Source organism: Ancylobacter radicis (assembly GCF_018449475.1).
In the GTDB taxonomy this organism is placed as follows: Bacteria; Pseudomonadota; Alphaproteobacteria; order Rhizobiales; family Xanthobacteraceae; genus Ancylobacter; species Ancylobacter radicis.
This window is the reverse complement of record NZ_JAHCQH010000005.1, coordinates 1-15,900: the sequence shown is the minus strand read 5'-3', so window position 1 is coordinate 15,900 and position 15,900 is coordinate 1. Positions and strand designations below refer to the sequence as shown.

14 protein-coding genes and 1 other RNA gene are annotated in these 15,900 nt (G+C 69.6%); 10 read left to right on the top strand and 5 right to left on the bottom strand.

Going from position 1 to position 15,900, the window contains the following annotated elements:
* Positions 1 to 128 (top strand): NAD(P)(+) transhydrogenase (Re/Si-specific) subunit beta (locus KIP89_RS01685; RefSeq protein ID WP_213753379.1); only part of this gene is annotated, 128 nt, incomplete at its 5' end.
* A 127-nt stretch (positions 129 to 255) separates the two neighbouring features.
* A complete protein-coding gene (locus KIP89_RS01680) occupies positions 256 to 1,593 on the top strand; it encodes an extensin-like domain-containing protein (protein ID WP_213753690.1) in 1,338 nt (445 codons plus the stop codon).
* A gap of 18 nt (positions 1,594 to 1,611) precedes the next feature.
* On the opposite strand, the gene dapB is transcribed toward KIP89_RS01680, so the two are convergent.
* The 3 genes from dapB to KIP89_RS01665 all read right to left on the bottom strand — a co-directional run bounded on the left by dapB (position 1,612) and on the right by KIP89_RS01665 (position 4,040).
* Positions 1,612 to 2,418, bottom strand: coding sequence for a 4-hydroxy-tetrahydrodipicolinate reductase (dapB, locus tag KIP89_RS01675; RefSeq protein ID WP_250152133.1), 807 nt, complete (start codon positions 2,416 to 2,418; stop codon positions 1,612 to 1,614).
* Between the two features lie 117 nt (positions 2,419 to 2,535).
* Positions 2,536 to 2,916, bottom strand: an RNA gene (gene rnpB / locus KIP89_RS01670) — RNase P RNA component class A.
* A 32-nt stretch (positions 2,917 to 2,948) separates the two neighbouring features.
* Positions 2,949 to 4,040 (bottom strand): helix-turn-helix domain-containing protein, encoded by a 1,092-nt coding sequence (locus tag KIP89_RS01665; RefSeq protein ID WP_213753688.1) that lies wholly within the window; start codon positions 4,038 to 4,040, stop codon positions 2,949 to 2,951.
* Between the two features lie 168 nt (positions 4,041 to 4,208).
* Between KIP89_RS01665 and KIP89_RS01660 the strand changes: the two genes are divergently transcribed.
* Positions 4,209 to 5,315 carry an alpha/beta hydrolase family protein gene (locus KIP89_RS01660; protein WP_213753687.1) on the top strand — a complete coding sequence of 369 codons (1,107 nt, stop codon included), beginning with the start codon at positions 4,209 to 4,211 and terminating at the stop codon, positions 5,313 to 5,315.
* Positions 5,316 to 5,380: 65 nt separating this feature from the next.
* Here the strand turns inward: KIP89_RS01660 and KIP89_RS01655 are convergent, their stop codons facing one another.
* Both KIP89_RS01655 and KIP89_RS01650 read right to left on the bottom strand, forming a co-directional pair.
* On the bottom strand, positions 5,381 to 5,836 hold the full coding sequence (locus KIP89_RS01655; RefSeq protein ID WP_250152132.1) for a lytic transglycosylase domain-containing protein: 456 nt from the start codon (positions 5,834 to 5,836) through the stop codon (positions 5,381 to 5,383).
* A gap of 298 nt (positions 5,837 to 6,134) precedes the next feature.
* Positions 6,135 to 6,932, bottom strand: a complete 798-nt coding sequence (locus KIP89_RS01650; RefSeq protein ID WP_213753685.1) for an N-acetylmuramoyl-L-alanine amidase — start codon at positions 6,930 to 6,932, stop codon at positions 6,135 to 6,137.
* A 292-nt stretch (positions 6,933 to 7,224) separates the two neighbouring features.
* Between KIP89_RS01650 and KIP89_RS01645 the strand changes: the two genes are divergently transcribed.
* The 7 genes from KIP89_RS01645 to mraY all read left to right on the top strand — a co-directional run bounded on the left by KIP89_RS01645 (position 7,225) and on the right by mraY (position 15,399).
* Positions 7,225 to 7,704 carry a division/cell wall cluster transcriptional repressor MraZ gene (locus tag KIP89_RS01645; protein WP_213753684.1) on the top strand — a complete coding sequence of 160 codons (480 nt, stop codon included), beginning with the start codon at positions 7,225 to 7,227 and terminating at the stop codon, positions 7,702 to 7,704.
* Positions 7,701 to 8,735: a 16S rRNA (cytosine(1402)-N(4))-methyltransferase RsmH gene (gene rsmH, locus KIP89_RS01640; protein WP_213753683.1), complete on the top strand. Its 1,035-nt coding sequence runs from the start codon at positions 7,701 to 7,703 to the stop codon at positions 8,733 to 8,735. The genes KIP89_RS01645 and rsmH overlap by 4 nt, the downstream gene beginning before the upstream one ends.
* Positions 8,736 to 8,744: 9 nt before the next feature.
* Positions 8,745 to 9,338, top strand: a complete 594-nt coding sequence (ftsL, locus tag KIP89_RS01635) for a cell division protein FtsL (protein WP_213753682.1) — start codon at positions 8,745 to 8,747, stop codon at positions 9,336 to 9,338.
* A 17-nt stretch (positions 9,339 to 9,355) separates the two neighbouring features.
* Entirely contained in the window at positions 9,356 to 11,149 is a 1,794-nt protein-coding gene (locus KIP89_RS01630; protein WP_213753681.1) for a peptidoglycan D,D-transpeptidase FtsI family protein, read from the top strand.
* Positions 11,150 to 11,255: 106 nt separating this feature from the next.
* A complete protein-coding gene (locus KIP89_RS01625) occupies positions 11,256 to 12,743 on the top strand; it encodes a UDP-N-acetylmuramoyl-L-alanyl-D-glutamate--2,6-diaminopimelate ligase (RefSeq protein WP_213753680.1) in 1,488 nt (495 codons plus the stop codon).
* Between the two features lie 5 nt (positions 12,744 to 12,748).
* Positions 12,749 to 14,191, top strand: coding sequence for a UDP-N-acetylmuramoylalanyl-D-glutamyl-2,6-diaminopimelate--D-alanyl-D-alanine ligase (locus KIP89_RS01620; RefSeq protein WP_213753679.1), 1,443 nt, complete (start codon positions 12,749 to 12,751; stop codon positions 14,189 to 14,191).
* A 122-nt stretch (positions 14,192 to 14,313) separates the two neighbouring features.
* A complete protein-coding gene (mraY, locus tag KIP89_RS01615; protein WP_213753678.1) occupies positions 14,314 to 15,399 on the top strand; it encodes a phospho-N-acetylmuramoyl-pentapeptide-transferase in 1,086 nt (361 codons plus the stop codon).
* The last annotated feature ends 501 nt before the right edge of the window (positions 15,400 to 15,900 follow it).

Below are 15,900 nucleotides of genomic sequence, written 5' to 3'. Positions count from 1 at the left end.
TCAAGCGCGGCATGGCCGCCGGCTATGCCGGCGTCGAGAACGAGCTGTTCTTCCGCGACAACACCATGATGCTCTTCGCCGACGCCAAGAAAATGGTCGAGGACATCGTCAAGAACCTCGGGCATTAGCAAACGCCCATTAGTTAAAAAATCGAAATAACGGCCGGGGGATTTCCTCCGGCCGTTTTTGTTTGTCTGGGGAAATCGCGGCGCTTGCTTAACCGGCTGTCAACCAAGTTCGGCCTAGCTTGCGCTCATGACGCGCGGCGTATCCTGGTTTCTCGTAGCCCCGCTCGTCCTTCTGGGGCTCTCCGGTTGCAAGTTCGGGCTGTTCGATCAGCGCGAAGCCTGGCGCTCGGAAGCTGAGGAACGGTGTCTGGCGGGGGGCGCGGTCAAGCCCTCCGCCTACACCATCCCGCTCCGGGAGATCGACGGCGCTGGCACCTGCGGGATGGATCATCCGTTCCGCGTGCTTGCGTTCGACCAGGGCACGGTCGAGGTGGCGCCCAAGGCGACGCTCGCCTGCCCGATGATTTCCGCCGTCGACCGCTGGATGCTGGAGGACCTGCAGCCCGCCGCCATGGCCTGGTTCGGTCAGCCGCTGGCGAAGGTCAAGCAGATGTCCTCCTATTCCTGCCGCAACATGAATGGCGGGCCGAGGGGCAAGATCTCCGAACATGCCTTCGGCAATGCGCTGGATATTGGCGGCTTCGTGCTGGCCGATGGGCGCGAGATTTCGGTCAAGACCGGCTGGAAGGGGCGCCCGGACGAGCAGGGCTTCCTGCGCACCGTGCAGGCGACCGGCTGCCGGCGCTTCACCACCACGCTCGGGCCGGGCTACAACATCTATCACTATGACCACATCCATGTGGACATGATGCGCCGCGCCGGCCGCACCTCGTGCAACCCCAATGTTACGCCGCCGCGCCCGCCGAACCTGCCGGTGTTCAAGGCGCCGATGATGCAGCGCCCGCTCTATGGCCCGATGTCCGCCGCGCCCTATGGCGCCGCCGAGGCGGAGGCCGAGCCGGGCACGCAGGAGGATTTTGGACCGGGCGGTGCTCCCGCGCCGGCCCCGGTGGCGCGCGCGCCCGCGCCGGTCAATCCCGCCCGGCTGACCGCCCCGGTCCTGCCGGCCCGCGCGCCCGTGGCCACGCCGGCCCCGCTGGCCGCGCCGGGCGAACCTATGCCGCTCACGCCACCGCCCTCCTATGGGCATGGCGTGGACCCGAATTACCGCCCCTCGCCCGCCTATCCGCCGCCGTCCCAGCCCGCGCAGGCCTACCCCGCACAGGCCTATCCGGCGCAAGGCTATCCGGCGGGTGGGTACCCGGCGCAGGGTTATCCGGCATCGGCCTATCCCGCGCCCGCCCCGGCCGCGCCGGCGCCCGCCAATACCCGGCCGCGCCCGCCCGGCGTGCCGCTGCCGCCGGCCGGTATTCCGCTGGCCAAATGGCTGGGGCTGGATACGACGCCGACCGGCTCGACCGGTTCCCCCGGCACGGCTTCGTCCAGCAATGTGCGCTCCTTCACCCAGGAGCGGCAATTCGCCAGCCCGATCCCGGCGCCCGATCCGGTTGACGGGGCCGACTGACGCCGAATGTCGGCCGGCTCAGTCCAGCAGCGTGTCGAGCCCGCGCCGCACGCCGGTCCAGCCGCTCACCTTGCGGGTGGCGAGCAGCGTGCCCGCGACATAGGGCGCGGCCGAGGAGCCGGCATCGTGGCGGATGGTGAGCCGCTCGTCCGGCGCGCCGAAGATCGCTTCCACGCCGAGCACGAAGGAGGGCAGCCGCAGCGCATGGACGCGCACCTCATGCGCGCCCTCGCCAAAGGCACCGCCGCGCGTCTCGGGCACGCCGACGACCTCGGACACCGGGCGGCTGGTCGCGCCCTGCCGCACGCCGGCCAGCGCCTCGGCGAGTTCGCGTCCGGTGCCGGAGGGCGCGTCCGGCTTGGTCGCCGAGGCGTAGTCGATCAGTTCGACATCGGCGACATATTTGGCTGCTTCCAGCGTGAAGCGTTTCAGCAGCGTCGCGGTGATCGAGAAATTGCCGGCGGCGAGCAGGCCGCGCTTATGGGCCAGCGCCTCGGCGTCGAGCTCGGCATAATCGGCCGCGCCGAGCCCGGAGGTGCCGATCACGACATTCAGCCCGCCCTTCAGCGCGGCCAGCGCATGGGCCTTCACCACATTCGGCTTGGTGTAGTCGATCAGCACATCGGCCGGGGTGGCGAGCGCCTCCTCGATGCGGGCGAACACCGGCACGCCCGAGGGCTTGCCGCCGAGCGCGACGCCGAGATCGAGGCCGGCATGGTTGCGCGAGAGGGCGGCCACCAGTTCGAGATCGGCAGCCTTGTCGATGGCCGGCACGAGGGCGCGGCCGACCCAGCCGGTGGCGCCTGCGAGGATGATGCGGATCATGAGGATTCCCTTCGCGTTGCCGGCAGGCATAGCAAAGCTGGCCGCCGCCCGCCATGTGCCGGAGGGGCAGGGGTGAACCGGTCCGTGGTCCGGTCCGGCACGGGGGCGCGGAGAATGGGTGCCAGCCGGCCTGTAAGCCGGGTTTTGTATGGCGGGATTGCTCCCACGTGACGGCCATTCCTCTGGGACGCCAGTTGCCTGGCGCCTCGAGCAGTCAACCCGGGCGGCTGTCCGAAGACGGGACCTGAGACGTGAAGCCTCGCGCCACCCCTATACGACCTTGCTCCCGGTGGGGTTTGCCCTGCCGCTTCCGTTACCGGCCGCGCGGTGCGCTCTTACCGCACCGTTTCACCCTTACCGCGGGCGGACCCGCGGCGGTCTGATTTCTGTGGCACTTTCCCTGGGGTCGCCCCCGCCGGACGTTATCCGGCACCGTGTCTCCGTGGAGCCCGGACTTTCCTCGGCATCTTGCGATGACGCGGCCGTCCGGCCGGCTGGCGGCGCAGCAATGGGGGAGGCGGGGGGCGCCGTCAAGTGCGGGGCGGGTCCGCCGTGACCGGTGCCGGCCGCGCGGCGCGCCAGTCGGTCGGGCTGGCGCCGGTGATGCGGCGAAATTCGCGGTTGAAGTTCGATTTGGTGCGGAAGCCCGAATCCAGCATGGCCTGAGTCACCGGGGCGCCCGCCGCCAGCGCCGCGCAGGCCGCCTCGACGCGGAAGGCGTTGACGAACTGGCTGACATTGCGACCCTCGGCCCGGTTCACCGCCACGGAGAGCGCCTTGGCCGGCACACCGAGCCGGCGGGCGAGGCGGGCGAGGGTGAGATCCGGGTCGGCGGCGAGGTTCTGGGCCCGCAACAGGGACCGGGCGCGCTCGACCAGCGCACGGTCCGCCTCCGCCGTGGCGGGATCGCTGGCCGGGCCGCTGGGCTCGGAGGGGACGCCCGGCTCGTCTTCCGGTTCGTCGCCGGCCCGTTCCAGCCCGGCAAGGCCCAGCGCCAGCAGCAGGAGCGAGGAGGTCAGGCTGACGATGGCCCCGCGCCAGGCGATGGCGCCTGCCAGGTCGGCGATGGTGATGGCGAGATCGCTGAGCGCCGAGCCGAGCAGCAGCAGTGCCAGCAGCCGCCAGGCGGTGAGCGAGGGGCCGCCGCTCTCCAGTCGGATGCGCGGCAAGGCATCGGCTCCGCCGCGCATGGCCAGCAGCAAAGCGAGGGCATAGGCGACGAAGACGAGGACGATCGCCGCGTCGAGCGTCACCGGCGCGAAGACGAGGCAGAAGGCAGTGAACACCGGCGCGCCCAGATGCACCCAGTCGCGCGCGGGATCGACGGGACGCACCGCGCTGGCGAGGAAGGCGAGAAAGGCGGCGACGGGCACCAGCGTCGCCGTCACCGGCTGCACCGGGCGCAGCGCCTCGATGCCATAAAACTGCGTGCCGGCGACGATCAGCGACTGCATCGCCGCGAGGCCGACCAGCGCGCGCTGCCAGCCATTGCCCTCGCCGCGCAGGATGAGCCGCAGCAGCAGATAGAGCAGCAGCGCCGCCACGAAGACCGGGACGGGGAAGGCGGGCATGGAGGCCAAGTGGGCAGCGAATGGGGCAGCGAACGGGGCGGCTTCGGGCATGGGCGGGCTCGGCAGACCGGCGGACGGGAGGCGCGACGGACATGAGAGGTCGCGCCCCTTCTTCCGGCCTCAAGCCGGTTCCTGTCGACCTCTTTCCGGTTTCAGGTCTCGCGACGGGCGGATTTTCGCTGCTGTGGGCTCCGGCATCCCGCCACGGAGACACCCGGCATGACCATCTTCACCCCCCGTCTGTCCACCCGCCGCCCGCGCCACAAGTGCGCTTTGCCCGCCTTCGCGCTCGCGCTGCTTCTCGCGCCGCTGTCCGGTCTTCCGGCCGCGGCGCAGGAGACGAGCCCGTCCGCGCCGATCCCCGGCCATGAGCGCCTCGACATTGCCGCGCCGCTGCGCGGGGCGCCGCTCAAGGCGTCGGTCTGGTACCCGACGGCGGGGCGGACCTATCGCGCGCCGATCGGCGACAATGCCATCTTCATCGGCGCGCCGGCCTATATGGGCGCGCCCTATCCGGCGGGGAAACACCCGCTGGTGCTGCTTTCGCACGGCTCGGGCGGCAATATCGACAGCCTGTCCTGGCTGGCGAACGGGCTCGCGGCGCAGGGCTTCATCGTCGCCGGCGTCAACCATCCCGGCAGCACCTCAGGCGATAGCTCGCCCCGCCGCAGCGTCCGCCATTGGGAGCGGGCGCAGGATGTGCGCGCCCTGCTCGACGCCCTGCTCACTGACCCGGAACTCGGGCCGCATATCGACACGGCGCGTATCGCGGTTATCGGCTTTTCGCTCGGCGGGGTGACGGCGATGACATTGGCCGGCGCCCGCCCGGATCGCGACGCCTTCGCCGCCTATTGCGCCGTGCCGGCCGATGGCAAGAAGGACTGCCTGTTCTTCTCAAAGGGTGGGGTGCGCTTCGACGAGTTGCCGAAGGAATCGTTCGAGCAGGATCTGCGCGATCCGCGCATCGGCCGGGTGGTGGCGGTCGATCCGGCGATGGCCAAGGTCTATACGCCCGCGAGTCTCCAGGGCATCACCGTGCCGTTGCAGGTGATCAGCCTGGGGAACCCGGTCTGGGAGGCGGTCGATGTCGGCCCCACCGGCGGCAACTTCGCCGCGCTCATCCCGCATTTCCTGCATGAGACGATCGCGCCGGCGGACCATTACAGCTTTCTGGCCTTGTGCAAGCCGGCGGCGCCGGAACTGCTCAAGTCGGAAGGCGAGGACCCGATCTGCGCCGACCCGGCAGGATCGGACCGCGCCGAGGTGCACCAGCAGGTGATCGCGCGGGTCGGGCGCTTTCTCAACGGGACGGCACCGGGGAACTGATCACGCGCGGGGCGGGCGGCGCTACGCACAACCTGTTAGCCGCCCGCCCTGCACGCGAAACCGTATTAATTGGCCGCCATGATGGTGCGGGCCTTGCCGCAATAGGTCCGCGCGGCGGAGGACATGCGCTTTGCGCCATGGCCGCCCTGATAGCGCATCACCGTGCCGCAGGTGTCGCCACCGGCGAGGCGGTAGGCGCCGGCGAGGTAGCGCATGCCGAATTTGATGTTGGTGGCGGGCTCGTAGAGCGCGGCGCGGGTGCCGGTGTAGCCGACGCCGCGCGCGGTCTGGTGCTTGATCTGCATGAGCCCGACCTCACCGGCCCGCCCCGTCGTCCTCGCGTTCCAGTTGCTTTCGATCCGCACCACGGCCCGCGCCAGCGCCACCGGCACGCCATTGGCCTTGGCTTCACGGTCAACGAGCGCGACGATCTTTGCGTTACCGCTCAGTCGTTCCTTTGGAAGCGACTCGTCGATCTGCGATGTGCGCTCGATGTTCTGTTTGGCATGGGCAATCGTCATGCCACTCAGGCTGATGAATGCGGCGAGAAATGAAGCACAGGCGTGACGGGAGGAGAGCATTCTTCAGGGCAAGCCTTTTCAGGAGAATTTCGGAGCGGCGCAAGAGCCTCCGAAATCAGACCCGAATGAGGCGTTGCTGGCCTGAGGCTTGCCTTGAACGTGAACGCAGCGAGGCGGTACGAGCCATCCATGGCCGAGTGTGGCACAACCTTGGCGATTATCACGCATCGTTGCGCGCAGCCGCGCTCCCGCGACATTTTCTGTCGCGGGCTGGTGGTTATTCAGCCGTGACGAAATTTCAGGCGTCGGTGGAACCTTCCGCGACCGGCGCGGGACGCGACATGCAGAGCTGGTACAGCGTCTGAAGCGTCGAGACATCGGCGATGCCGTCGACCCGCGAGCGCCGGAAATGCCGCTGGAAGGCGCGCACCACCGCCTCGGTCTGCTCGCAATAGGTGCCCGATACAGGCACATCATAGCCGTAGAGCGCCAGCATGGCCTGAAGCGCCTCGATCGGCTGGCCGTGCTCGCCGCGCATGAAGAAGCGCCCGTCCACCGGGGGCGCCTCCTCTACCAGATGGCCGACGCCGAAACGGTGCAGCGCCTGCCACGGGAATTTCTCGCCGGGGTCGTTCTTGCGCGTCGGGGCGACGTCGGAATGGGCGAGCACCCGGTCGGGCGGGATGGGGTGGCGCGAGAGGATGTCCTTGGCCAGCGCCGTCACCGCCTCGATCTGGATCGCCGGAAAGGGCGGGTAGCCGAAATCATGGCCGGGATTGGCGATCTCGATGCCGATGGAGCACGAATTGATGTCGCTGGCCCCGCCCCAGGAGCCGACGCCCGCATGCCAGGCTCGGCGGGCTTCCGGCACGAGCTGAGCGATCCGCCCATCCTCGAACACGACATAATGGGCCGAGACCTGCCGCTCCGGGCTGCGCAGCCACGCCACCGCCTCGGTGGTCGATTCCATGCCCGTATAGTGCAGCAGCAGCATGTCCGGCCCGGCGACGCCGATCCGCTCGCCATGGTTCGGCGAGGGCAGCACCTGCGCCACGAGGGGGGAATCGGCCGGGAAGGGTGCGGGAGTGAGGCTCATAATGCCGAGCTAAGCGTCCGATCGGCGGGATTCAACAAAATCTTAAGGTTCATGGAGCGTTAATCGCCGATCGCCGGTCGTGGCGGAATCACCTGTGTCCGGCAAGGGCGCGGGGGTGCTGCCCGCCGGCCATTTCCTTGACGCCCATCACAGCCCATGGTATCCCAAATTATCCCGTTGCAGTACCAAGTCAGCAAGGCCGGCGGTGCCCATCAGGCACCCGTCGACAGGCTGTGCGCGGCTGTCGGGAGGCGTGTGCAGCTGCGTGATGGCGCGGGAGTTCGTCGGGCCGATGGATCGTTTCGTATCGACCTATGCGATGCGGCTCGACTCCAAGGGCCGGATGTCGGTTCCGGCGCCGTTCCGGGCGCTGATCGCGCGCGACGGGCTGGAGCATGTCTATTGCCATCCCGCGCTCGACCTGCCGGCCTTGCAGGCGGGCGGCGCGCGGCTGATGGCGGGGATCGACAGCCTGATCGAGCGTTATCCGCCCTATTCGGAGGCCCGCGAGGAGCTGGCCGCGGCGCTCTATGGGTCGATCGAGACACTGCGTCTCGATCCGGAGGGCCGGGTGGTGCTGAGCGAGACGTTGAAGCTGCATGCGCAGATCACGACCGAGGCCGTTCTTGTCGGTCTCGGCGATTCCTTTCGGATCTGGGAGCCCGCACGCTTCCGGGCGCATCTCGCAGAGGCCAGGGCGAAGGTGCGCGCGCTGAAGCAGGAACTGGGTTCACAGGGGGCGACGCGGGTGAACCGCGCCGACGGGGCATGATGGCGGGTCGCGGCACTTCGGAGACGGAGGCTGCCGGCGGACCGGCCCGCCATCTGCCTGTCCTTCTCCACGAGGTCATCGAGCATCTCGCGCCTCAGGATGGCGGCGTCTATGTCGACGGCACGTTCGGTGCCGGCGGCTATACGCGGGCGATCCTCGCCGCCGCCGAATGCCGCGTTGTCGCCATCGACCGCGATCCCACCGCCATTGCCGGTGGGCAGGACCTCGTCACTGACAGCGGCGGCCGGCTGACGCTGGTGCATGAGCGTTTCAGCGAGCTGGAAGACGTCGCCGAGCGGCTCGGTCTCACCGGCCAGATCGACGGCGTGGTGCTCGATATCGGCGTGTCCTCGATGCAGATCGACGAGGGCGAGCGCGGCTTCTCCTTCCGCCGCGACGGGCCGCTCGACATGCGGATGTCGAAGGACGGGCCCTCCGCCGCCGATCTGGTGGCGACGCTGAGCGAAACCGATCTCGCCAATCTCATCTATCGCTTCGGCGAGGAGCGCCATTCGCGCGCCGTCGCACGGGCCATCGTGGCGGCGCGGGCGAGTGCCCCGATCGAGCGCACGCTGCAACTCGCCGACATCGTCTCCAAGGTCGTGTGGGCCAAGCCCCATGAACCGCATCCGGCGACCCGCACCTTCCAGGCGCTGCGCATCGCGGTGAATGACGAGCTGGGCGAGCTGGCCCGCGCGCTCACCGCCGCCGAGCGCGTGCTCAAGCCCGGCGGGCGGCTGGTGGTCGTCACCTTCCATTCGCTGGAAGACCGCATCGTCAAGAATTTCTTCGCCAACCGGGCCAAGGCGAGCGCCGGCTCGCGCCACCTCCCGCTCGCCGCCAGCGCGCCGATGAGCTTCCGGCTCGTGGCGCGCGGGGCGGTCGAGGCCGGCGAGGCGGAACTGGCCGTCAATCCCCGCGCCCGTTCGGCCAAGCTGCGCGCCGCCGCGCGCACCGAGGCACCCGCCCATGCGCCGGGCGACTTGTCCTCCTTCCTGCCGCCCCCCCCGGAAGCCAGAAGCCGCCGCTGAGGTCGAGACATGTTCCGCATACTCAACGCCGTCTCGGTCATCGCGCTGCTCGCCGCCGCGGGGGCGGTCTATCAGGTGAAATATTCCGCCGCCTCGGAGGCGCAGAAGATCGCCCAGCTGCGCGACGACATCCGGGCCGAGCGTGACCGCATCGCCCTGCTCAACGCCGAATGGGCGCGCCGCACCGCGCCGGACCGCATCCAGGCGCTGGCCGAGAACCATCTCGACATGCGTCCGCTCGATGTCGAGCACATGGATCGTCTCGCCAGCCTGCCGGCCAAGCCCGAGCAGAATTCGGATGCGCTCGGCGGCATGATCGAGGCGCTGGTCGACGGGCCGAACCCCAATCCGGCGCCGCCCCCGGCCAAGCCCTCGGCCACGTCGAAGCCGGCGAAATCGGCTCCCGTGGCGCGCCTGCCGGACGATGCGCCGCTGCCGGAGCCGACCGGCACCAGCCGGCCGCTGCCGCTCTCCGCCATGCCCGCCGCGGGCAATATGGCGCCCTCCCGCCCGAGCTTCGCCGGGCCGCAGGGCTCGCTCGCCGGCGCGATCAACCCGGCCGCCGCGCGGCCGCTCCTGCCGCCCGCCGCGGTTGGCCAGTAGTTTCGGAGGTTGCCTCGATGGCTGCGTTCTTCTCCTCCCTCGGTTCCCGACTTGCGGCGCTGCCCATGGCCGTGCTGCGCCTGCCCGTGACGCTGGCGCGGGGACTGCTGGCCACGGCGCGGCTCGCGGCGGGGCGCGGACGGCCCGAGCCGCATGCGGTGGCGCGGGCGCGCATCATCCTGTGCATGATGGTCTTTGCCTGCACCTATCTCGCCATTGGCGGGCGGCTGGCCATGTTCGCCTCGGCGCCGGAAGGCACGCTCGCGCGGCGTGCCGTCTCGTCCGATGCGGTGGCCTCGGCGCGGCCCGACGTGCTGGACCGCAACGGCCTCGTGCTCGCCACCGACGTGAAATCCTCCTCGCTGTTCGGCGAGCCGCGCCGGCTGATCGACGTCGACGAGGCCGTCGAGGCCCTCACCGCCGTGCTGCCGGACCTCAATGTCGATGAGCTGCGCCAGCGCCTGTCGACCGATCGCGGCTTTGTCTGGCTGAAGCGCGAGATCACCCCGCAGCAGCAGCGCGAGATCCACAATCTCGGCCTGCCCGGCATCGGCTTCATGACCGAGAACCGCCGCGTCTATCCCGGCGGCGCCCTCGGCGCGCATGTGCTGGGCTCGACCAATATCGACAATCAGGGCATTGCCGGCGTCGAGAAATGGATCGACACGCGCGGCCTCGCCGATCTGCACCTCGCCGGCTTTGCCTCCGACCGCCAGCAGGAGCCGGTCGAGCTGGCCATGGACATGCGCGTCCAGCACGTGCTGCGCGACGAACTGTTCGCGGCCAAGGAGAAGTTCAAGGCCATCGCCGCCGCCGGCACGGTGGTCGATGTGCGCACCGGCGAGATCGTCGCCATGGTGTCGCTGCCCGATTTCGACGCCAATGACCCCGCCCGCTCGCTTGACCCGAAGAACCTCAACCGCCTGACTACCGGCGTGTTCGAGATGGGCTCGACCTTCAAGGCGCTGACCTTCGCGATGGCGCTGGACAGCGGGCGCTTCAACATCAATTCGACGCTCGATGCGCGCGGCGCCCTGCAATTCGGCAAGTTCCGCATCCATGACTACCATGCCGAGAACCGCGTGCTGACGCTGCCGGAGGTGTTTCTCTTCTCCTCCAACATCGGCACGGCCAAGATGGCGCTGTCGCTGGGCGTCGAGTACCACAAGGCGTTCCTCGCCAAGGCGGGCCAGCTCGACCGGCTGCGCACCGAACTGCCCGAAAGCGCCATGCCGCTGGTGCCCAAACGCTGGGGCGAGCTGAACACCGCGACCATCTCCTTCGGCCATGGCCTCGCGGTGGCGCCCTTGCAGGCCGTGATGGCGGTGAACGCGATGGTGAATGGCGGCTATCTCATTCCCCCGACCTTCCTCAAGCGCACGCCCGAGGAAGCCCGCGCGCTGGCCACCCGCATCATCAAGCCGGAGACCAGCGCCAAGATGCGCTATCTGCTGCGCCTCAATGCGGAGAAGGGCTCGGCCAAGAAGGTCAACGTCTCCGGCATGTATGCCGGCGGCAAGACCGGCACGGCGGAGAAGGTGATCAATGGCCGCTATTCCAAGACCAAGCTGCTGACCACCTTCACCGGCATCTTCCCGATGGACAACCCGCAATATCTGGTTCTCGTCATGCTCGACGAGCCGCAGGCGGCGGAGGGCACCTATGGTTTCGCCACCTCCGGCTGGAACGCGGCGCCGACCACCGGCAAGATCATCTCCCGCATCGGCCCGATGCTCGGCATCATGCCGCGCACCGACGTGCCGCCGGCGGAGAGCCTGCTCACCAACTACACGCTGGCGCAGGCGCCGTAAGACGCTGGCCGTTTTCCGGTGCGTCAGGTGCCCGGAATCGGCTATGTCGGACAAGGCTGGACGCGGCCGCCGCCCGGCGCCGGCCAGAGGACGCAGGACGACGTGAATGCCTGACCGGATCCGACCCACCACCGACTGTTCGCGCCGGCTCACCCTTGCCGAACTGATCGGCGAGGATGCCGACTATGGCGCCGCCAATCCCGCGCTCGACGTCGCCGAGCCGGTGCTCGACAGCCGCACCGCGCGGGCGGGCGACGTGTTTTTCGCCCTTTCCGGCGCCAAGGCCGACGGTATGGCATTCGCCCGCGACGCCGTGGGGCGCGGCGCCGTCGCGGTGGTCGGCGAAGCCGAAATCCCGGCCGGGCTCGATCCGGCCATCTCCTATGTCCGGGTCGGCAATGCCCGCCGCGCCGTGGCGCTGGCCGCCGCGCGGGCCTTCCCCCGCCAGCCTGACACCATCGTCGCCGTCACCGGCACCTCCGGCAAAACCTCGGTCGCCGCCTTCACCCGGCAGATCTGGGCCCGGCTCGGCCATGCCAGCGCGAGTCTGGGCACGCTCGGCGTGGTGGCGCCCTCCGGCGCCGTATATGGCTCGCTGACCACGCCCGATCCGATCGAGCTGCACCGCACGCTTCACCTGCTGGCGCAGCAGGGCGTGTCCCATCTGTGTCTGGAGGCCTCCTCGCACGGGCTCGACCAGCACCGGCTGGACGGGGTGCGGCTGGCGGCCGGCGCCTTCACCAATCTCTCGCGCGACCATCTCGATTATCACCCGACGATGGAGGCCTATCTCGCCGCCAAGCTGCGGCTGTTCCGCGATCTCGTGCCGCGCGGCGGCGGCGCGGCGGTGTGGGTCGACACGGCGGATGGCAGCCATGCCGCGCAGGTTGCGGCCGAACATGAGCTGGAGGTGCTCGGCATCGGCGTGGCGGGGGCGGGAATCGCGCTCATCGCCCGGCGCGATGAAGGCCTGGGCCAGCATCTCGAGATCGAGGTGGAGGGCGAGCGGCGGTCGCTCACCCTGCCGCTGGTCGGCGCCTTCCAGGCAGCCAACGCTCTGGTCGCCGCCGGCCTCGTCCTGCTCACCGGCGGCGAGCGGGCGGCGACGCTCGATGCCATCGAGACGCTGGAAGGCGTGCCCGGCCGGCTGGAACTGGTCGGCCGGCATAAGGGAGCCGGCGTGTTCGTCGATTACGCCCACAAGCCCGACGCGCTGGCCAATGCGCTCGACGCGCTGCGCCCCTATGCCAGCGGCCGGCTGATCGTGGTGTTCGGCTGCGGCGGCGACCGCGACCGGGGCAAGCGCCCGATCATGGGCGCCATCGCTACCGAGAAGGCGGATGTGGTCATCGTCACCGACGACAATCCGCGCAGCGAGGACCCCGCGACCATCCGCGCGGCGGTGCTGGCGGCGGCGCCCGGTGCCCTCGAGATCGGCGATCGGGCCGAGGCGATCGGCGCGGCGATTGCCATGGCGAAGACCGGGGATGTCGTGCTGATTGCCGGCAAGGGCCACGAAACCGGCCAAATCATCGGCGACCGCAAGCTGCCCTTTTCCGATCGCGACGTCGCGGTCGGCTCCATCGAGGACTGACCGGCATGGCCGCCATCGAGCCGCTCTGGACGCCGCAATCGCTGGCCGACGCCACCGGCGGCACGCTGATTGGCGATGGCGCGCCCGCGATCGGCGGCGTGTCCATCGACACCCGCACGCTGCAGCCGGGCGACGTGTTCTTCGCCATTCGCGGCGAGAACAGCGACGGCCACGCCTATGTCGCCAAGGCGGCGCAGGCCGGCGCGGCGCTGAGTGTGGTCGAGCGCGGGCGGGTCGGCGAGATGCCGGCGGGCGCGGCTCTGCTCGCGGTGGATGATGTGCTCGGCGCGCTGGAGGCGGCCGGGCGAGCGGCGCGCGCGCGCACCGCGGCGCGGGTCATCGCCGTTACCGGCTCGGTCGGCAAGACCACCACCAAGGAGGCGCTGCTGCACGCGCTCGGCGCGGATGGGCCGACCCATGCGTCCGCCGCCTCCTACAATAATCACTGGGGCGTGCCGCTGTCGCTGGCGCGGATGCCGCGCGGCTGCGCCTATGGCGTGTTCGAGCTGGGCATGAACCATGCGGGAGAGATCACGCCGCTGAGCCGCATGGTGCGCCCGCATGTGGCGGTTATCACCACGGTCGAGCCGGTGCACATCGCCCAGTTCCCCGATGTCGAGGCGATCGCCGACGCCAAGGCGGAGATCTTCGACGGGGTCGAGCCCGGCGGCGCGGCAGTGCTGAACCGCGACAATCCGCATTTCGAGCGACTGGCCGCCGCCGCCCGCGCCGCCGACATCGAGACCGTCATCGGCTTCGGCGAGACGGCCGGCGCGCAGGCGCGCCTGCTCAGCCATGCCCTGCAGCCGCAAGGCTCGACCGCCATCGCCGATATTCTGGGCGAGACGGTCAGCTTCAAGGTCGGCCTGCCCGGCCGCCACATCATCCAGAACATGCTCGCCGTGCTGGCCGCCGCCAGGCTCGCCGGGGCCGATCTCGCGCTGGCGGCGTTGGCGCTGGCGGAGCTTGGACCGCCGCCGGGGCGCGGCGTGCGCACGCCGCTGGCGGTGAAGGGCGGGCAGGCCTTGCTGATCGACGAGAGCTACAACGCCAACCCGGCCTCGATGCGCGCCGCGCTGGCCGTGCTGGCCGGCACGCCGGTGGACGGGCGCGGCCGGCGCATCGCGGTGCTCGGCGACATGCTGGAACTCGGCCCGCAGGGCGAGGCGATGCATCGCGAGGCCGCACTCGCCACGGCGGGTGTCGATCTCGTCTTCTGCGCCGGTCCGCTGATGCAGGCCTTGTGGCAGGCCTTGCCGGAGAACCGCCGGGGCGGCTGGGCGCCGGATGCGGCGGCGCTGCTGCCGATGGTGGCGGAGCGGCTGCGCGGCGATGATGTGATGATGGTCAAGGGCTCGAATGGCAGCCGCATGGGGCCGCTCGCCCGCGCACTGATCGCGCGTTTCGGCGCCGGCGCGGACGCCCTCGGGCTGGATGCCGGGCCATGAGCCGGGCTCGTCGCCGCGTTCTTTCTCTTGCGCTTTCGCGCGCCAACAGGCATGGCCGCGCGAGCCGGAACGCTTCATCCGCGCCGTGCCGGCCCGTCTGTTCCCCGGAAGGTTGATTTCCCATGCTGCAATGGCTGGTCCAGTTCCAGGAGAGCTTCCCGGCTCTGAATGTGTTCCGCTACATCACCTTCCGCACCGGCGGGGCGATCATCACGGCGCTGCTGTTCGTCTTCATGTTCGGCCCGGCGATCATCGCCCTGCTGCGCCTGAAGCAGGGCAAGGGCCAGCCGATCCGCAGCGACGGGCCGCAGTCGCACCTCATCACTAAGAAGGGCACGCCCACCATGGGTGGGCTGATGATCTTCTCCGGGCTGATGGTGGCGACCCTGCTCTGGGGCAATTTCGCCAACCCCTATGTCTGGGTGGTGCTGTTCGTGACCATCGGCTTCGGGCTGATCGGCTTTTATGACGACTATCTCAAGGTCACCAAGCAGACCCATAACGGCCTCTCCGGCAAGACGCGCCTCGCCATTGAGGGCCTGATCGGCGGCATCGCCGCCGTGGTCATCATGCATATCGGCCGCGAGCCGCTCTCCTCCTCGCTGGCCTTCCCCTTCTTCAAGGACCTGCTGCTCGATCTCGGCTGGTTCTTCGTGGTGTTCGGCGCCTTCGTCATCGTCGCCGCCGGCAATGCCGTGAACCTGACCGACGGTCTCGACGGCCTCGCCATCGTGCCGGTGATGGTGGCGGCGGGCAGCTTCGGGCTGATCTCCTACCTGTCGGGCAATGTGCTGTTCGCCGATTATCTGCAGATCCACTATGTCGCCGGCGTCGGCGAACTGGCGGTGATCTGCGGGGCGCTGATCGGGGCCGGCATCGGCTTTCTCTGGTTCAACGCGCCGCCGGCGCAGATCTTCATGGGCGACACCGGGTCGCTGGCGCTGGGCGGCCTGCTCGGCACCATCGCGGTCGCCACCAAGCACGAGATCGTGCTGGCGGTGATCGGCGGGCTGTTCGTGCTGGAAGCGGTGTCGGTGATCGTGCAGGTCGCGTCCTTCAAGCTCACCGGCAAGCGCGTCTTCAAGATGGCGCCGATCCACCACCATTTCGAGCAGAAGGGCTGGACCGAGCCACAGATCGTCATCCGCTTCTGGATCATCGCCGTGGTTCTGGCGCTGATCGGCCTGTCGACCCTGAAGCTGCGCTGAGGGCAAGGGGCCTCGCGCCGCGATCCCGGCTCGGCCGTCGGCCGTCCGGGATGATAGGATGCCGTTCTTTCGACCCTCCTTCGAGGCTCGCTGCGCTCGCACCTCAGGATGACGTTGTTCTTGGCGGCGAAAGCGTCCCGTCATGCTGAGGTGCCCGGCGGCAGCCGGGCCTCGAAGCACGCAGGGGCGTCACCGTCACCAGGGCCCCGTCATCCCGGCCGCCATCCCCTTACGCCGTCATGGCCGGGCTTGACCCGGCCATCCATGTCTTCTCCCGATGCGTCCGAACCCAAGTCGTGGATCCCCGGGTCAAGCCCGGGGATGACGGGTGAGCTACGATCCAGTGAAGCTCTAGGAATATTTCCCTAGACATATTCCCCGAACTGCGCCATCCTACCCGCACCTGTCCTCACCGAGGGGTGCGTCCGGAGCGGCCGGCGTGGGGGATGGGGGCGGTGGCGGCGTCGGCGGGCTTAACGCACCCGGTGGCGTCGCGGCCCA

Bases quoted from the DNA above. Each gene is read 5' to 3' on its own strand.
- KIP89_RS01680 (WP_213753690.1), top strand. From the start codon at position 256: ATGACGCGCGGCGTATCCTGGTTTCTCGTAGCCCCGCTCGTCCTTCTG.
- dapB (WP_250152133.1), bottom strand. From the start codon at position 2,418: ATGATCCGCATCATCCTCGCAGGCGCCACCGGCTGGGTCGGCCGCGCC.
- KIP89_RS01665 (WP_213753688.1), bottom strand. From the start codon at position 4,040: ATGCCCGAAGCCGCCCCGTTCGCTGCCCCATTCGCTGCCCACTTGGCC.
- KIP89_RS01660 (WP_213753687.1), top strand. From the start codon at position 4,209: ATGACCATCTTCACCCCCCGTCTGTCCACCCGCCGCCCGCGCCACAAG.
- KIP89_RS01655 (WP_250152132.1), bottom strand. From the start codon at position 5,836: ATGACGATTGCCCATGCCAAACAGAACATCGAGCGCACATCGCAGATC.
- KIP89_RS01650 (WP_213753685.1), bottom strand. From the start codon at position 6,932: ATGAGCCTCACTCCCGCACCCTTCCCGGCCGATTCCCCCCTCGTGGCG.
- KIP89_RS01645 (WP_213753684.1), top strand. From the start codon at position 7,225: ATGGATCGTTTCGTATCGACCTATGCGATGCGGCTCGACTCCAAGGGC.
- rsmH (WP_213753683.1), top strand. From the start codon at position 7,701: ATGATGGCGGGTCGCGGCACTTCGGAGACGGAGGCTGCCGGCGGACCG.
- ftsL (WP_213753682.1), top strand. From the start codon at position 8,745: ATGTTCCGCATACTCAACGCCGTCTCGGTCATCGCGCTGCTCGCCGCC.
- KIP89_RS01630 (WP_213753681.1), top strand. From the start codon at position 9,356: ATGGCTGCGTTCTTCTCCTCCCTCGGTTCCCGACTTGCGGCGCTGCCC.
- KIP89_RS01625 (WP_213753680.1), top strand. From the start codon at position 11,256: ATGCCTGACCGGATCCGACCCACCACCGACTGTTCGCGCCGGCTCACC.
- KIP89_RS01620 (WP_213753679.1), top strand. From the start codon at position 12,749: ATGGCCGCCATCGAGCCGCTCTGGACGCCGCAATCGCTGGCCGACGCC.
- mraY (WP_213753678.1), top strand. From the start codon at position 14,314: ATGCTGCAATGGCTGGTCCAGTTCCAGGAGAGCTTCCCGGCTCTGAAT.